Origin of the sequence: Natronoglycomyces albus (assembly GCF_016925535.1) — a bacterium.
Taxonomy (GTDB): Bacteria; Actinomycetota; Actinomycetes; order Mycobacteriales; family Micromonosporaceae; genus Natronoglycomyces; species Natronoglycomyces albus.
In genome coordinates this window covers 3,516,103-3,533,588 of the sequence record NZ_CP070496.1, presented here as the reverse complement: position 1 = coordinate 3,533,588, position 17,486 = coordinate 3,516,103, and the positions used below count along the sequence as shown (strand labels likewise).

General features: G+C 57.6%; 10 protein-coding genes. 8 read left to right on the top strand and 2 right to left on the bottom strand.

The features are described 5' to 3' along the window. The first annotated feature begins 834 nt into the window (after positions 1-834). On the top strand, positions 835-1,887 hold the full coding sequence (locus JQS30_RS15140) for an RHS repeat-associated core domain-containing protein (protein ID WP_213171072.1): 1,053 nt from the start codon (positions 835-837) through the stop codon (positions 1,885-1,887). Between the two features lie 1,097 nt (positions 1,888-2,984). Beyond that, entirely contained in the window at positions 2,985-3,560 is a 576-nt protein-coding gene (locus JQS30_RS15135) for an SUKH-3 domain-containing protein (protein ID WP_213171071.1), read from the top strand. A 24-nt stretch (positions 3,561-3,584) separates the two neighbouring features. Here the strand turns inward: JQS30_RS15135 and JQS30_RS15130 are convergent, their stop codons facing one another. After that, entirely contained in the window at positions 3,585-5,225 is a 1,641-nt protein-coding gene (locus JQS30_RS15130; protein WP_213171070.1) for an asparagine synthase-related protein, read from the bottom strand. 359 nt (positions 5,226-5,584) lie between these two features. Between JQS30_RS15130 and JQS30_RS15125 the strand changes: the two genes are divergently transcribed. The 6 genes from JQS30_RS15125 (at position 5,585) to JQS30_RS15100 (ending at position 15,118) form a co-directional block, all read left to right on the top strand. Continuing rightward, positions 5,585-8,884: an alginate lyase family protein gene (locus tag JQS30_RS15125; protein ID WP_213171069.1), complete on the top strand. Its 3,300-nt coding sequence runs from the start codon at positions 5,585-5,587 to the stop codon at positions 8,882-8,884. Between the two features lie 66 nt (positions 8,885-8,950). Beyond that, positions 8,951-9,757 carry a hypothetical protein gene (locus JQS30_RS15120; RefSeq protein ID WP_213171068.1) on the top strand — a complete coding sequence of 269 codons (807 nt, stop codon included), beginning with the start codon at positions 8,951-8,953 and terminating at the stop codon, positions 9,755-9,757. Between the two features lie 26 nt (positions 9,758-9,783). Next, on the top strand, positions 9,784-11,313 hold the full coding sequence (locus JQS30_RS15115) for a tetratricopeptide repeat protein (protein ID WP_213171067.1): 1,530 nt from the start codon (positions 9,784-9,786) through the stop codon (positions 11,311-11,313). Between the two features lie 87 nt (positions 11,314-11,400). Then, positions 11,401-13,887: a glycosyltransferase family 2 protein gene (locus JQS30_RS15110; protein WP_213171066.1), complete on the top strand. Its 2,487-nt coding sequence runs from the start codon at positions 11,401-11,403 to the stop codon at positions 13,885-13,887. Between the two features lie 198 nt (positions 13,888-14,085). Beyond that, positions 14,086-14,751 (top strand): hypothetical protein, encoded by a 666-nt coding sequence (locus JQS30_RS15105; RefSeq protein ID WP_213171065.1) that lies wholly within the window; start codon positions 14,086-14,088, stop codon positions 14,749-14,751. A 31-nt stretch (positions 14,752-14,782) separates the two neighbouring features. Further along, the gene (locus JQS30_RS15100) at positions 14,783-15,118 is read left to right on the top strand and encodes a hypothetical protein (RefSeq protein ID WP_213171064.1); all 336 of its coding nucleotides are present in this window, start codon (positions 14,783-14,785) and stop codon (positions 15,116-15,118) included. Between the two features lie 205 nt (positions 15,119-15,323). Here the strand turns inward: JQS30_RS15100 and JQS30_RS15095 are convergent, their stop codons facing one another. Then, positions 15,324-17,426: an acyltransferase family protein gene (locus JQS30_RS15095; RefSeq protein WP_213171063.1), complete on the bottom strand. Its 2,103-nt coding sequence runs from the start codon at positions 17,424-17,426 to the stop codon at positions 15,324-15,326. Positions 17,427-17,486 lie beyond the last annotated feature (60 nt).

Here is a 17,486-nt window from a genome sequence, read left to right as displayed (position 1 = left end):
CTTCCACTGTCCTTTCTTTTTGTGATATATAAATCCCATGGTATAGAATCTTACCTCTGGATAGCTTACCTTGTAGTGTTCATGCCGATCGTCGCTTTGTTTGCAAAGTATGAAGCGTTTTCGCTGGCAGTGCCGACACGAGATTTTAGATTGAGCGTGTGGATCGCAGGACTCTTCGCATTGGTTCAAGAGATTAGAATGTCGCTTACTGCAGGCGACATCGTCTGGGAAAATGTGAACAAATTTAGGAAGTAGGCACAATAAATTAAAGCTATTGTTTCGAATTCTATAAGTCTTTCGCGCTTGGCTGTACTACCGGAGTAGCTAACCACGCTGGAATAGAGTGGTAAAAATGACGCACAAAGAACGATCAAACGACCGAAGCCGAGTAGTTGAGTCAATAGGATATCTGCCACTTGCATTTGCTGCCTTCTATCTGGCTGACGATGTAGCCCATCTGTTTTTTGCGGCGATCTATACAGCACTTTTCTCTGCTGTACTTCTTACTGTTTATTTTGCATTCCAATTCATTATGCGAAAGGTGAAAGGTCTTAGAAAATCACGAGAATACGGATCATGATTCTGCCCGGTTTTCTAGTGCAACCTGGTTAGTGAGGACTGCCGGGGGCAACCGAGTTGACAAGGCAGTACCTCAGTCGAGGATGAGGCTATGCTCGGTTTTTGTCGATCATACTTGGTGCTTACCGATCTCAATTGTGATTTGCGGGTGGGCCCGTCAGCGCTTGCGGGAACGTTTGGTCACGTGGCGCAGAAACGGTTGATGCGTACCTGTTCGTGGGTGGGCATGAGACTACGTCGTCTCAGCTGGGTGGGGTGAGCGCGGTACGTACGTATGCGCACAATGGCACCACCATCGCCACCCGCTCTACCAGCGAGGGCGTGACCTGGATTGGCGCGGACCATCACGGGACGGCCATGTGGGCGCTCGCTGCTGGAAGCCTGGCAGTGACGTTCCGTCGCCAGGACCCCTTCGGCAATACCCGGGGCGAGGGCGGTGAGGACTGGAAGGCTACTCAGCGTGGTTTCCACACTGGTATTGAAGACCCGACTGGATTGGTCCAGATGGGAGCTCGCTCCTATGGCCCACTGACAGGCCGCTTCATCTCCCGCGACCCGGTAGCTAATTTCTTGGACTCGCAGCAAATCAACGGCTATAACTATTCGAACAACAACCCGATCTCGTTTAGCGATGCTTCCGGGCTGAGCCCGTACGGATGGGTACTCGACGATTTTCACTTCGCACCATTCGAGCCGATGGGGGAACCGCATGGCAACGAATGGCTTTACCCGCAAGCAACCGGGCTTGATACGCAGTACTTCCTGCTTGATGAGCGTCACATCATTATCGCCGACGTTATCGACTATGAATGGTGTAATTGGAACAAAACCGCGTGTTCTCAGTCAATGGGGGCGAATGGTCAATACCAAAACAATTCCGGTCAGATGACTGTGCGAGTCACCATAAAGTCAATCGACTACGCCAATAGCGTCTCGACGATCGGACCCAATGGTCTCGTCATATATGACGTCGAGCAACGAATAGAGGATATTCAGCGTGCCGCTGCGCAGTATGCTGAACAGCTGGCACAGTGCAATCGAAGCCTCCTTCACCAGTCAATACAATCTACTTCTTGTGGCGTAAGCGGAACGGGTGTTGACTTCAGTCTCTCTAGAGCTTTCGAGTACGCAGGTGTGGCTATCGACGCTTATGAAAAATTTGACAATAACCAGTTCTTTGCCCGTGCAGCTGGAGCCCTCACAGTATTGAGCGAAGCGGCTGGTGCGTACGACAATATTAAGAACGATAGGATGTCAAAGAAAGCTGCTGCAACCGTGTTTTGGGAGGAGCAGGTGGAGCGCTCTTGACCGGATTTTATGGAGCCAAGTATGGGCTCGCTATTTGTGGGCCGATCTGTGCGGCAATAGGGGGAGTAGGCGGCGGTATGGTTGGAGGTTCCGCCGGATCTCGAGTCTCAAGATGGATTAACGACAGACTCGGCTGGTAACATTGGGCGCCGACCATAGACTGGAATTCGAACTTACTCATTTGGGATTCTGAAATTGAGGAGAGAGGGTGCAGGACGAAGGTGCCAGTGTAATAGCAGAGCTCGGTGGGTTCGTGATTGGGGCGCTTCTTATTGCTAATTGGTGGATGGCAATTAAGGTAATGAAGGGAGACGAAAAATTCATCGCTAGATACAAGCGAAACTGGGGTCGCAATAAAAAGCTTTGGATACGTGACTGCGTTCATAGAACGGCTCTCCCTATTGCGATAGGCGGAACGCCAGGGGCTGCCCTACTGCTCAGTTTTTCAGCTGCGTCGATAATGGGACTGGAGATGAGTGTTTGGCTTGTTGTGTCGCTAGGACTGATTTCGCTGGTCTTTATAGTGGTGTTCTTGCTCATATTGACACCGGTAGTGTTGTGGACCAATCGACCAAGTTTCCTTGTTCCCCCTCGCGAGAAAGGGCTACCGGGAGCAACTGAGTTGAAAAGGCAGTATCTCGGTCAAGGTTGAGGTTGTGCCCACCTCCTTTAGCGGCCATGCTTGGTGCTGTGCGCGGCCGACTGTCGGTTGCAGGGCAATCAGCGTTCGTGAGGACGTTTAGTTGCCTCGGTTGGAACCGCGTGGACGGTCTTACGAGTGTCGGCATGTTGCACTGTTAGAGGCCCGTGAACAGGGAGAATATGATCTCGCACTACCCACTTCAATAAGAGGATTGAGGTAATCACCCCAGAATCTTAAGGTCTCAGGTGTCCTTGACTATTAGAGGAGCAGTTTGCGTAACCCTGCGCATATGTTCCGATACTCTTGCCCACTGTAGGTTTGCGGCTCAAGTCTGGTTGTGGAGGGCCGAGGGCAAACCAGTGGGTACGACCTTTCGATTGTCAATCCGGATTTATGGAGCAACAGCGAGTTCGTGTGCTTTAACAGATTAACGTGGCGTTCAAAGAAGCACGGCATGACGATTGGATACGTTGGAGTATTGAATGCCCTGACGGAGCGGATTAGTCTTGGAAAATCGATGTTTGATGTGAGGAAGTGTTCGCCGCAAGTGTTGGGTCAGCTTGAGAAGGCTGGATGGTATCCGGGGCGGCAGGCGGATCTTGAGCAGTTGTTGGATAATCTTCGCCGTGACCTATACGGCAGCTTGCCTGACAACTCGATCAGTTTCTTGGAGTCATTGTGGGGTTTGTCAGTGGAACCCTTTGTCAACGTTGAATGCGGATTTCCCGATGAAGATGAATTTCTAATCGATCCGCCTAGTGCAAGTGAAGGCGGGCTTGGAGAGCAATGGGTTAAGGATGACATTGGTGGTGAATGGTTTCCCATTGGTTGTGCGCTTGAGACTTTTTCAGTTTTCGTAGAAGTGAACCGAGAATTGGTGTGCGCCCAGTACAACAATATGTATTTTCACCTCGGTGGCTCGCTGCAGGAAGCACTTGAATTCCTGATCTTGCGAAACAAGAGGATTAGACCTGTTGACGCTTACCCTGGTTTCAAACCCTGGCCGCCGCCTGTGGAATTGTATACCTAGTGAGTATCACTGTACGATTCCAGGCTATTCCCTTAGAAATTTTCTGTGCTCGTCTAGCCAGTGCCCGAACAGGCTGGCCCAGGTGAGGGTTCTTCGGCCGATTGGGGTTTCCGCTAGGTCTGTTCCACCGTCGTACGTGAGGGATTTAGCGGCGTCGTCGGTGAATAGTGACATGACCGCATCGGATGCAGTGATGTGTTGGGCCATGACCTGCAACCCGTGCTGGTTGTAGTGGCGTGTCGGCAGCGGTGCTGGGTCTTGGGGTTTCTCGTCGTGAGTTGACGGCAGGGCGGCAGCCTGTGGGTTCGCGATGCGCAGCATCTGCCGGTAGAACTGGCCGTCGGCCTTGTCGGCCAGCGGCACTCGCATTGCCAGCCGAATCACGTCCGGGTGGGCGAATGGTGCTTGGATGCGCACCTCCGGAGCCAGCAGAGACAGCGGGTTGGAGGCGATCGCCCGTGCCGTGCGGGTGTGCAGGACGGCGAACATTGCGGCCGCAGGATGGCCTGCCAGCGGTTTGATCGCCGCCGCGAAGCGAGCTTCAGCGCGTTCACGGTACTCCTCGATCACGGAGGCCCGCAGGTACCCGCCTTCGCCTAGCCTCCGCTGCTGCATATTCCGCAGTAGTTTGCCGCTTCCTTTCGACAGCGTCGGGTCATTTGCGACGGCGGGGGAGATGAGGAAGTTCTTGAACAACACGCCACCGGCCAGCCCGTCAAGATAGTCGCCGCCTTGGCGATGCAGCTCCCTGTACAGCGGCATCGCCCAAACATGGTGGGTGGTCTGGAAACCAGTCCGGTGTCGGACGGCCGCGTACTCGCGTACCCAAGCGTCGTCGCCCGGTATGACAAAGCGGTGCCGGAACCCCAAGACGCTCGCCACAGCCGGAGCCATGTTGACGTCGCGATCCCATCCATCGTCGTTACTGGTCGTCCAGGCTCTCCGGCGTCGAATTCCGCTGCCGATCAGCGACCCGAGTAGACGTGAATCCCAACCCCCGCTGAGAGGCAGGGCGGTTTTGCGGGTCGGGACGATGGCCGCCTTGATCGCCTCAACCACGTCGGCGGCCGAGGCCGGGGCGGTGTCGCCATCGCTGAGCCACGACGCTGCGGCCGGAATCACCCGGGTGCGATCTCCGTAGTAGTAGACCGCTGTGCCCGGCGCGATCCGGGTGATCTCGGTAAACGGGGTATCGGAGTGGAGGGGAGCTGTGAAGGCGAACGTACAGGCCCAGGCATCCCAGTTCACCGACAATTTGTGTGGTGCCGAGGTCACTAGTGCATCGATCCGGTTGGAGAAGTACGCGGCCGTGCCCTCATCGCGCACGAACATGTCTTGGAATCCCAAGGCGTCCGTGTGCAGGATGGCCCGGTAGTCCTCCCGCTGCAACCCTGCTGCCATGCGGCCCTCGGAGGCTGATTTCCAATCCGAGGGCGGGTGCCCTGCTGCCAATTCCCCCCAATAGAAGCCCTCGGCCGCTCCGTTCGACCAGGTGGCGGGCGGGCTTGACGCGAGCAGAATAGCGTTGGGGCTGGAGTGCACGACCGAGACGGGAGCTGGTGAGGCGGCTACTAGCGCGTCGATCAGGGGCTGTTTCCATTGCCCGATAGCACCGCAGACGTATGGCCGAGTACGGAAGGTGATGTGGGGTGATTGAGAATTCATATCAGTGTGCCTTCTCTAGCACGTTACTGGCGAATCAAGTTACCACCTGAAAAGTGATCTTCAAGTGTCGCATATGGATGGGAAAACGTGCGAATAGTGTGAAGTGATTGCTGGTGGCCTATTAGGCACTATCCGGGCAAATGGGTACCAGGGTTCCCGGAATGCAACGCGCTCAATAGTGGGGCGACCGGACTTCGCGCGAGTGCAACATGCGGTGCCCACACCGCGTGACATTTGTGCAAATGTCCTGAGTGGTAAACTGCCGCTGAACCTGTTGTCGCAGCGTAGTGACCTGAGACGAGTCTCGGTCTACGCGCGAGCTCGCTCATGCCCTTTCATCAACGCCCCACAGATTGCTTATGAAACAGCTTCTTACTCAGTTTTCACGTTCGCCCAAAGCCCACGCGCTCGGTGTCCTCCTCTTCGGTATCGCACTGTTCACGGCAATTATCACTATATTTCCGATCTCCGTCGGAATCGCTGTGGTCGGCTTCGGTTCGGTCTTGCTCCTGGCGACCTCCATTGCGCTTTTTCTCAAACTTCGGCGGTTTGAGAAATCCCAGCGAGATTGGATCGAGCAAGAGATCACCTCTCTCCATGGCCAGTTCGCGACTCTGCATCTCAGTCTCAATAGTGACCTCCGAGAGCAAGAGCGAAACACGGTCGCCGTTCTACGCAGAGAACTGAGGGAGATCTCCAGTAGCGTCCAGGGCCATAAGAGCCTTGTGACCAAAGAGCTTGCCTCCCTGCGAGAAGTGCGCGAGGAATCCTCCACTCGCGGAACATTCTCCGGGGTCCATGACGACGAACTGGTGCGCAGTAGTCGAGCGGCCCGGGCCTGGGACATTGCCGACCGCATGCGAAGCATGTCAGCGTTGGCAATCGAACCGGATCTGGATGCCGAGACCGACGCCATCCGCCGTTCGAAATTCTTCGATGAGGACTGGTACCGCACTCAGGCGGGGGAGATGCCCGCCGACCCGGTGCGGCACTATGTCGAGGAGGGTGCGCTGCGCGACTTCAGCCCCCACCCGCTATTCGACCCGGTGTGGTACCTGGAACAACAGCCAACCTGCCTGGCCACGTTCCGCACGCCCCTGGCGCACTTCATCGCCCAAGGCCGCAATGCGGATATCGACCCGCACCCGGCCTTTGACAGCCGCTGGTATCTGGGCCAGGTGCCCGGAATCGAGCCTGACGTGACCGCCGCGCTTCACTACGTCCAGCAAGGCGACCGTTCCCACCTCAACCCCAACCCATTCTTCGACGCCGAATGGTACCTAGCCGAGTATGAGCCCGACGCCACCGGACTGCCTCCGTTCCTGCACTATCTGACGGTGGGATGGAAGCGCGGCTACCGCCCTGGCCCCGGCTTCCGCAGCGACGAAGTCGCCGCCCGCATAGGTACCCAGTCCGACCCACTCTCGGTGTTCTTGTGGGACCAACGGACGGGCCGCCTGCGCGTGCCCCCCGGCGAGGCATGCCACAACGAGGCCGACTGGTACTGGCACCATCTCACCAGCGGCGCCTACCACGAGCCGGTCGAGCCCGACACGTTCGCGCTGTACCGCATCATCGGCAACGATCTGCCGCCGCGACACAAGGAAAACCAGACGCTGGAGAACATCGGGTTCATCCTCGAAAACGAGGAGGAATTCGAGAACTGCCAGAAACACTGGATCGTCAACCGCATTGCCGACCCAGCCACGGAAGCCGACATTATCGCCCTGCTGGACGAACACGGAGCCAGCTATATTCGCATTCCGTTCGACCTCGACGAGTACGCTGCCGCTGAGTGGAACTTTTCGGGAATGACCAACGAACACCGTAGCTATCGGCCCACGTTCTCAAATATCAAGTCCAGCAGCCAGCTGCGGGCGAAGGAACACCCCTATCACTACAAGAACTTGTACGCGATCAACAACAACGGTGCGCGCAATACCGCTTTGGAACACGGCCGCCAACGGGCGACCTGGGTCCTGCCGTGGGACGGCAACTGCTTCCTAACTCGTGAGGCATTCCAGGAACTTAGGCGTGAGATCCGGGAACACCGGCACTTGCGATACTTCATCGTTCCCATGGCCCGCCTGACCGACAACGCATTGCTACGCCAAGCAGGGTTCAAGCCACCTGCCGAGGAAGAACCACAGGTGGTGTTCCACCGCGACGCCGAAGAGTCCTTCGACCCCAACGCCCGCTATGGCCATCGCCCCAAGGTTGAGCTGTTCTATCGCCTTGGCGTGCCGGGGCGCTGGGACCAGTGGCCCGCTCTCGAATGGGACCCGCCCCGAGCCGATTTGGCGCGGGAGTCCGGCCGCTGGGCGCATGCGAGCTGGGTGGCACGCCTGTTTTCGGGCGAAGCCACCCAGGAGAGCAACACCAGCTTGCGCGGAGAGCAGCGCGGGATCGGTATCCGCCTGCACCTTGACCAGTTGGACGAGCAGGCGGTGCGCCGGGGATTCGACTCCGGGGCACTATTCACATTGGACGACCACGTACTCGATGCTCAGCGCTCTCTGTACCGCGACGGGGGCGACAAACTCCTCAGCGGTGTCCTCGACGACATCATCAGCCGAGCCACAGCTGACCTGACCAACCCGGTCTACTCGGTGACGACCAAGACCACCCTGGCGCCCAGCGGCGACATTCACGACTACTGGCACCCCGCACCGTACTGGTGGCCGAACCCTGACACCGCTGACGGCCTGCCCTATGTCAATCGCGACGGTATCCGTGTACCGGGAAGCATTCTGGGAGAGGAAGGCAGCGAGCAATACGACCGTACTTCGCTGCAACTAATGATCGAAGAGACCTGGCGCGCCGCCCTAGCTGGCTACTTCACAGGCGAGCAAAAGTTCTTCGATCGAGGTGCCCGACTGTTGCGAGGCTGGTTCACCGACCCGGCTACCCGCATGAACCCGCACCTGGAATACAGCCAGGTACGCATGGGCCACAAGAAAAATCGCGGCAACAGTACCGGAATCATCGAGACAAAGGACTTCTACTTCCTGCTGGATGCAGCCCGCCTCATCGAACGCTCTGGTGCCTTCGGCGAGACCGATCGCTCTGAGTTCCGCCGCTGGTTCGTCGAATACCGGCGCTGGCTGAGTGAGGGCGACTTGGGGGTCCGAGAACGTTCGAGTCTGAATAACCACGCCACGTGGTACGACGTCCAGCTTGCCGGTATCGATGCGTACCTTGACGATGTGCGAGGGCTGCTTGAGACGTTCCGCCGAGTCCATGAACGGGTCGGCCAACACTTCGACCCGCTTGACGGCCGACAACCGGAGGAATTGCACCGCACTGTCACACAGCACTATTGCCACTACAACATCCAGGCCTGGATGACTCTCGCCGACTTTTCGACCCGGCTCGGACATAACCTGTGGGTCTACGAGACCCCAGAAGGATCGGGCCTAGGACGAGGAATCGCATGGATTCTTGACCGCGCGACCAAAGAATGGCCTTACGAGCAGGTGCAGCCGTTCGATCCCGAACGCACCCGTGTCCTCGCCCACTTGGCGAAGGTCGATCATCCGAACCGCGACGAGGTGCGCGGTGGGGAGCGGTTCGCGGTCAAACAGCAGTTCACCGCCCACGACGGCATCCGGCCATATTGGGCCGTCGGCACCAGGCCCGAGGGAAACGGGTCGTCATGAATCACGCGAAGAACAGAAGTGGCGAGCTCCATACCCTAGACATGGGCCTGAATGGGAGGCAATGACATGGCGAACGACCAAACGACCACACGTCGGGTGAAGGTCGCCCTGCGCTCCCCGGAACCGGTGGTGGCAGCGGCGGTAGACCCCAACAGCGGCAGCATCTATACGCTTCAGCGCCGCCGAGGGGGAGAACAGCAGGGGCACCTGATCCTCTCTAAATGGGCGCGCCACGGCACGGCGATGGATTTTATGTACCTGTACGGATTCGGTACCGGCACGAGCCTGTGCATCGAGCCGACCACGATCGGCCCGGCGGTGTGGATCTCCTCGCGTAGCACTAAAGACTCGGGTTTCGACCGAGCCGTGAGCCGCTTCCACTACCGGGCCAACGGAAGCCTGACGTTTGGGGACGCCGCAGCGCGAGTGTTCAAGCTCAGCAGCTCTCCAGCAACCACTGCCGTGTCCGTGGACGCGGACGCAGACCGCGTCCTCCTTCGTTTCGCGTCGAACAAGGCCGTTGATTATGGCCTCTTCGGCCTACAGGACCTCCTCGACGGTTCCACCACTCCACTCTCGCGGTTCACCGCAGTTGATGAGGACCCCAAGCGAGTCAACCGCTCGGTCCTGCTCAGCGGCGAACGAGTTTACAGCCTCGCTCAGTCGCTATTGGAGGGTCGGATGAGCTGGGCATTGGACGCCTACGACCTCGACGGTATCCCAGGAGAGGCGAAGACCGCCGACCGATCCAGGGCTCCTCGCGGGCCAGCAACCGAACCGGTCGGCCTTGCCCAGGCGGCGCAGCCGGGTTTGACCGAGCTGATCGGCATAGCGCGAAGCGGTCAGGTCGCACTCACCTTTTCAAGTGTCTGAACGGATTGAACGTAGAAATTATGACGATGACTGAACCCCCCGAGTCCTCACTTGACCACTGGGAAGAACAACTGTCCTGGGCCAAGAAGTCCCAGGGCCGTTGGCACGCAGAGATGACCATGTCACAGCGCATGAGTGTGGTCGTACGAATTGAAGCCGATATTGAGAAGTACCTGCTTGATCACCCAAACGATCTCCGTGCGCGCTATCTCTACGCTCGCGCCGCTTCCCAGCGGAAAAACTGGGATGTTGCCTTGGTGCGCTGGCGGGAGTTGGTGGGAGAAGAATCGGATTTCCGTGACGAGGCGTGGATTGAACTTTCCCGGGCCCATCGGATGCTCGGCAACCCGATCCAGGCGTTCAACAGCCTGAGAAACGTATCGCCTCGGCGCCAGCGCTTGCGTTCGTATACGAACGAGGAATCGCGGGTTCGCGAACTGTCGAATGCCATCCTGCACACTCAGGTCGGTGACAGGTTCATCGCTGGGTTGAAGGCGGGGGTCTCTCGATCTGATCTTGGCGATCGGGCCAAGTTCGTGCTCGAAACTCGGGGAGCCCGTGACGGTGACCCGGGGCCGCTGAGTCGACTTTTGACTGGAATGGTGTCGATGTCATGGGCGCAACGGCGTGCTCTACGGCGGCGCAACTCGCGGCTGGACACGCTACCGCAGAGCCAGTCACGTTTCGTCTGCGGCATGGGATGGTCTGGATCAGGGGCACTGTTCGACTACATTGTCCAATCACCCATGGTGAGTACCCCATTCGGCCGAATCGAAGCAAAGCTGTTTAGCGGGCGTGGCGATTCGGTCAGTGATATAGCCGCTCAATGCGAACGAGAGCAGTTCGTTGAGCGCGACCGTCTGGTGGATATGATCTTGCGCTGTGTTGCTGGCGTGGGAACCAGGCCCTATATGGCACCGCTGAAAGTGGCCGAAGGTTCACTGCTCAGCTTGTTGAAAGACAGCGCCACCGACGTAAACACGCTTGTGGATCGTACCCTCCACTTTTACCATCGGCTGGCGGGCCTGCCTAAAGAAATTGACTCGCGGATGCTCGAAGACCTGTTCTGTGACTATTACGGCGGGCTCTTCTCCGGCATCGGTAACAGGTCACTGAACTTTTACAACAACATCGTCCACGGACATGCTTCTTGGCAGCTCCGTTTCGTGCCAGGTGCTCGGGCCACGGTTGTCATCCGCGACCCGCGCGATCAGTACGTGGCTCGCCAACGGGAACAGGATTCGACCAAGCGCATGTCGGTCGACCGTTTCATCTCCGCGCAAAAGTCCAACAACGCCCGGCTGGAACAGGCCCAAGCCGATTCCCGCATCGCCGACCGCATCGACATTGTGCAGTTCGAACGGCTTGTCTTGGATGAAGGGTACCGGGACCAAATAGTCTCCTCACTCGGCATCGATCCCGAAACGGTGGACCCCGGTGAAAAGGGGTACAAACCTGGGGACTCCGCCCACAACGTCGGCTTGTTCAAGGACTTCCCGAACCGTGACGCGATTCGGCGGATCGAGGATGAAATGTCGGAATATCTCTACCTGTGACCGGTTGATACGATGAAATATCGTGTCGATGACGCCCCGCCACTGTGGTACTCCGGCGGCCCTCAGCATCCCAGAAAGTGATGAACCGTGTCGCGAGACCGGCTATTTCGCCATTACGCCCATCTCCATGAGAGCGCGCCCGCCGCGTCGCTGACGAACACGATCCTGCGGCAGAGGCTCACTGAAGCTCGCGACGTTGTCGCTTACTTGCTTGCCGGTGAGCACGCTTCGTTGTCGGACATCCTCAAAGACGCGCGCTCTGGGCGATTTGGTCGTTCGTTGACATCGTTGGAGACATGGAAGCCCACGCGCGTGACGTCACTGGCACGCCTCTTGGCACTCCAGGCGGCTCGACCAAGTGACATGGAGGAGGCAAAAGCGCTATTCGACGTGGCATTGCATCAGTACGGCCCCAGCCCGATCATCCCTGGGCACCAGGCCGTCCATGCTCAACTGGCGTACGAACTGGGAGATCTCAAAGCCACGTCCAAGCTTCTTCGGACTTATGCGAATCTCCCGGAGGACATACGCCTGAGCCTCGAGCTCAATTTGGGCAACCCCATGCACAACTCCAGCAGGGGCAACGATGGATTGGTGGCCGCGTTGGAGGCTCTCAGCCCTGACGGCGCCCGTTTCGAAATTGCAGCTGGTGATGAGCCGCTCTTTGACCGTCTGCGAGCCCAAGCACAGCCTGCTAGCTCAGACTCTGCTCTCATAAGCGTGGTTATCACGTGCTTTAAACCCAACCATGAGCTGAAGACAGCTATCAAGTCGATTCTGGCCCAGACTTGGCAGAACTTCGAGATCCTGGTGGTTGACGACGCCTCACCGTCGGACTTTGACGCTCTCCTTAAAGAGTGTGAGGCGCTAGACGAACGCATCCGGTTGATCAAGATGCCCGCCAACGGCGGTACTTATGTAGCGCGAAATGCGGCGCTCGATCTGGCGAACGGAGACGCGGTCACGTTCCAAGACTCCGACGATTTCAGCCATCCTAAGCGCCTGGAAGACCAAGCGAAGATCCTGTTTGGATCGTCTAGTGTTCAGGTTGTCACCAGTGATGCCCTCAAGATCAGCGAGGACTTGGTGGTGCGGCGGCTGGGCCGGCGGGCTATCGAATACAGCTTGCCCTCAATGATGTTTAAGTTGGCCGCGGTTAGGGAGCGCATTGGATACTTCCACAGTATTCGCAAATCCGCCGATACTGAGTTCGTAGACCGAATCAAGGCCACCTATGGCGACAAGTGTGCCGCGAATCTCGCCGGGCGTGCCTATCAGCTTATGAGGCAGAACGAAGGGTCACTTTCTCGTAGTGACTTCGGTCCGGGCTGGATGCACCCGGCCCGGGTGGCTTATAAGTCCGCCCAATCACTGTGGCATCGGCGTATCCGGCAGGGGCAGGCCGATGGCTATCTTCCGCGCGAAGATAATGTGCGCCTGATCCCAGCTCCGGACCACTTGCATACCAATGGCCACGTCGACGAGTTCGATGTCAAAACTAAGGACGTCATCTTTGTGGGGGATTGGCGATTCCTGACCAGGGACGTTCGTTCGGGTATTGACGAAATCGCCGCGACCGTACGCAGCGGGCGCGAAGTCGGGATCGTGCAGGTTGACGCGCTACACCAGATGGCCGCGAAGCGGCAATATCTTTGTGAGCCGCTACAAGAGCTCATCAATTCCGGGGAATGCGAACAGCTTGACCCGACCCAGCGGACGCGCGTAGGTACCCTCATCGTCCGGGACCCGGCAGTCGTGCAGTTTAGCCTGCGAGACAACCATTTTCGCATTAGTGCCGAGCAGCTGTTTATTTTTGCTGAGGACGAGCCGTGGCCGGGCAGCCCCATCACCTACACCGCACCAAAGTGTGACCTCAACGCGCGAGAAGCTTTCGACATCGAACCAGTCTGGGTGCCTCGAAACGACGTGGTACGCAGCCGCTTGGAAGGTCTCGCGTTTGATCAGGGCGGCATCGCCACGCAACTCAAACTCTCAGCAGAGAACATTCCTTGGATTGTGCAGGTGACCGGTGAGAACCGTGCGGCGTCTCGCTTGTGGACTGGTCGATCCATCGTGGGCCGGCATTCTCTTGACCAGGAGGACTTCTGGCCTGACGACGCTGAGACGCTGGCGGCTGTTTACCCAGAAGCACATGACATAGACTTCCGAAACCTTGGAGGTCTCGACACGGCTCGGGCGCTGCGGGGCGTGGACCACCTACCGGACAACTGGGTTGATTTCGGCCACGAGATGCTTGGCGTTGCCGACTTTCTCTTCCCGTTGGACTTCTGGGTTTGGTTCCCTAGTCAACGCCGTCCAGTCCAGGTGGAACGAGAGATTACGGAGGCGCTCGCAGCAGGCGTCGTAGTCATTTTGCCTGAAAGATACGAACCAATTTTCGGCCACGCGGCCCTGTATGCTGATCCGGCGAACGTTAAATCTCTCATTGACGAAGTCAGTGCCGATTCGGTGCGGAAGAGCGCGCAGTCGCTACGGGCGCAACAATTCTGTACCGAGAATTTTCCATTCAATGATGATTGCCCGATTTGGGGCGCGTCGCGAAGTTGCGGTTGAGCCTTGGTATGTGGTCGGCCGCGCAGGTGAGTTAGCACTCTAGCTGGCGGCGCCCGTCGAATCGAGGAGCAACGAATGTGCGCCGCTGTTGTAGAATGGCGATAGCTGAATCTGCAGCTCCGTTGTCAAATGCCCACCCCAGGGACGCGATGAATCTGGTCATCGGACCCTCTGGCTCAAAGCCGTTAGGTTAGCCTCATGCGACACAAGTCTATTGCTGCCCTCGCTGCCGCCACTCTCCTGCTTTCCGGTGCGTGTGCCGCGGAATCGTCCTCTGCCGTGGTTGAAACGGACGATGTTGACGCGCGCGAAGGCGGCTTCGATGTCATCGTGATTGACAATGATGACGACGAGCCGGAGGACGGCGATGACGAAACCGGTGAGGAGGCTGATTTCCCAGAGATCACAGCCCCCATCGATCCGGTCATTGACGTTCCGGGCGGGTTTTCGCAGATAGGTGAGGAAAACCGAGACATTCTCGGCTTCGAGTACACGGCTACAGCGCTACAGCTGGACGGTGCGTCCTCTGGCGAGCGGATCTATATCACTTCCTACCTGCTTCCCGACCAGGTTGCGGCGAGCAGCTACCCGGAACGGCTTAACATCGTTCGCGAGTACGATGATCTGACCAACACCGAGAGCGCGGACCACAACCATTCCTTGGCGTTGACCAACGGGGAACAAGGGGTCTTCCGCTTCATTCAGACTCGGGATAGCCGAAACCAGCACCTCCAGCAGCGCAACACTTTTGTTTTCAAAGGGCCGGTCATGGTCCAGGTGACGTGCCAGTGGCAGGAAGAACGCGCTGCAATTCATGACGCATGCCATGACGTGCAGAAGAGTTTGGAAATCCCGTTGCAGTAAAACCAACGGACGAGAAATTGAGCTGTATTCCATGAAGAGAATTGTCGCAAAGCTACGATCGCTTTCCTCCTTTCACCAGGCGATCGTGGCATCGACTGTGACACTAGTGGGGGTCGTCGCTCTCGCGGTGATTTTTGAGGCACTTTCGATAGCTCTGATTGCCCTCGCCCTACTTGGAGCGCAGGTGGCAGTGCAGTTGGTATGGCTGCATAGCGCTGTACGTGCCGAGTTCACGTCGGCTAAGTATGTGTCGACGACTAATCGTCTGTCCCGGCTGGAAAATCTGCAGCATACGACGTTGGCCGCTATCGAGTCACAGCGACGCGAGATCGCACAGGCTGAGTTGGCCCGTTCCAAGAACGGTTGATCCGCGGAAACTTGAGCAAGAGATACGTTCTGTGTTCTCCTCCGGTGCGTCACCAGCCTAAGTTTCGCCATCAGCAGTGCTAAAACTACGGCCATGTTAGACCGGCTTAGACGGTTAGCGAGTGTTTGGTTTTCTGCCTATGGGAGCAGGCATAAACCATTGGCGCAAACTGACTCTACGAGCAAACCCAATTGCGCGTGACCTACTAGTCGGTCTCCAATGTGGCGAGTGCCGCAAGCAGTTGCTCTTCCATCATGGCCGCGAGTGTTGCCGCATACGTGGCCGATATGTGGCGGCTATCGCGATAGACGAGGACATTGCCGATAACGGCATAACATTGCTGTTCGGGGCAAATGTATGGAGTGAAGTCCGCAGCGATGACATTGTCTGGCACGCGGCCGTTATCGATCATCGGATCTTCGGCTGGTATGTGCGAGGTGTCGTATACGCAGCTGTCACCTCGAGCGACGCAATCGACGACGTCATTATCGACGATGGGGGTGTCACGAATGCCAAAGACCGTCAGCCCCAATTCGTCGAGCTCTTCCCATCGCTCGATGTATCCGGATGGCACGTATTCTTGATCTGACTCGGTGCGAGTCGAGGACGTGACGACCAAGTCAGGCTGTATATCTTTGAGAATTGACACTACATCGTCACGCCAAGCCATGCAGTCATGATAGGTATTGCCTTGGTATGTTGATGTTCCCGTAGTAAACAGACAGGCGCTTTTGGTAATAGTTAGGACTCGCCAATTATTCGCTTCCGCACGTGCCTCGATGGCGGGAAACCAGTGAGCGCTTCGTGACGCCCCCACAACGGCCAGCGTGACATCCGGAGTATCTGAACCATATTCGCAAATCCGGGCCCGGTCTCCGTCAATGCCGACGTGGCAATCATCCTCATACATTTTCGGTAGGTCGTCCCGCACTGCCATCGGGCTCGGAGTAATCGGAACCTGCCCAATCTCGGCCGCTGAATCGGGGTACCGCAGTGCCAGTGCCCCGGGGTGAGTGCCTATGTCCTCGGGGTCCGCGCTGGTTATGCGGGCCATTGGTTGCTCATCTAGGGCTATGGCTTGCGTCCAAGTCAGGCTTACCGCCAGAACAGGCACTATGAACGAAATACCGATGACGAGACCCCAGCGGGCTTGCGCCACAGTACGTTTGGGGATGAGGCTTCTCAGACCGTCGTCGAAGGCTTTCTTTGTGATGTAGGCGAGAATGATGGACAGGGCGATAATCCCAAGTCCGTCAAATAGCCCCGCTGTTTGCTCTCCCGAGATCTCCCTGAAGGCGATAAAGAGAGGCCAATGCCATAGGAAGATGCCGTAGCCGAGCGTGCCTAGCGTGGCGATGGGAGCCCACGTCAGGAAGCGATCCACACCGTATTGGTAATGAGTGGTGCCAGCGATGATCACCAACAGCGCGGCAGCGGTAGGCCACAAAGCGATATAGCCAGGGAACATAGTCGAGTCGGGCACGAGCATTCCGCAGCTGACCAGGGCGAGGAGCCCAACCCAACCAAGAACGAGTCGTGCTTGTCGTGGCAAGCTAATAGACCCGATGAAAAGCGCGAATAGGGCACCGAGTGCGAATTCCCACATGCGGGCGCCGGTATCGAAGTAAGTCCAGACTTGGTTGTTCGCGGTCCCATAGATCGAATAGGCCAACGATACGGCGAAGATGAGGCCAAAGGCCGTTCCGGCTAGGAGGCGCATTCGCCGCATATCGCGGGCGGCCAGGGCGAAGACCCCGATGAGGAGAAGAGCCCATACTACGTAAAACTGGCCCTGGATGGACAGTGACCAGAAGTGTTGCACGACGCTTGCGGGCTGATCTTGTTGGAGGTAGTCCGTGGAACTGATCGCCAGTTTCCAGTTTTGGAAGTATAGAGCCGAGGCCAGGATCTCCCCGACACTTGACTTCCACCGCGTCATGGGCACGATGAACATGGTGATGAGCAGGCTTGCCAGCAGCACTGTCGCTGCGGTGGGGATCAGTCTGCTCGACAACCGACCGAAATAGACACCCAAGTGAATTTTGCGGTCCCTCTCGGCCATGCGCAACAGTGAAGCCGTGATGAGGAAGCCGGTGAGGAGCAAGAAAACGTCGACTCCGCCGGAGATGCGGCCTAGCCAAATATGGTAGGCGGCAACTAGCAAGACGGCGACCGCTCGCAGACCGTCCAGCTCTGGGCGGTAGTAGTGTGGCGAACCACCTCTAGGCAGCGTCGCTGTTCGCTTAACGACGGGGAGTTGCTGCGTTGCGTCCCAGTCGGGAGCGGGCGCGCGCGTAGGGGTTCTCAATCGAGGTGATCTTTCCAGGGGACAGCGAACAGATATAAGGTTTCTGTTTGCTTCAAAAGG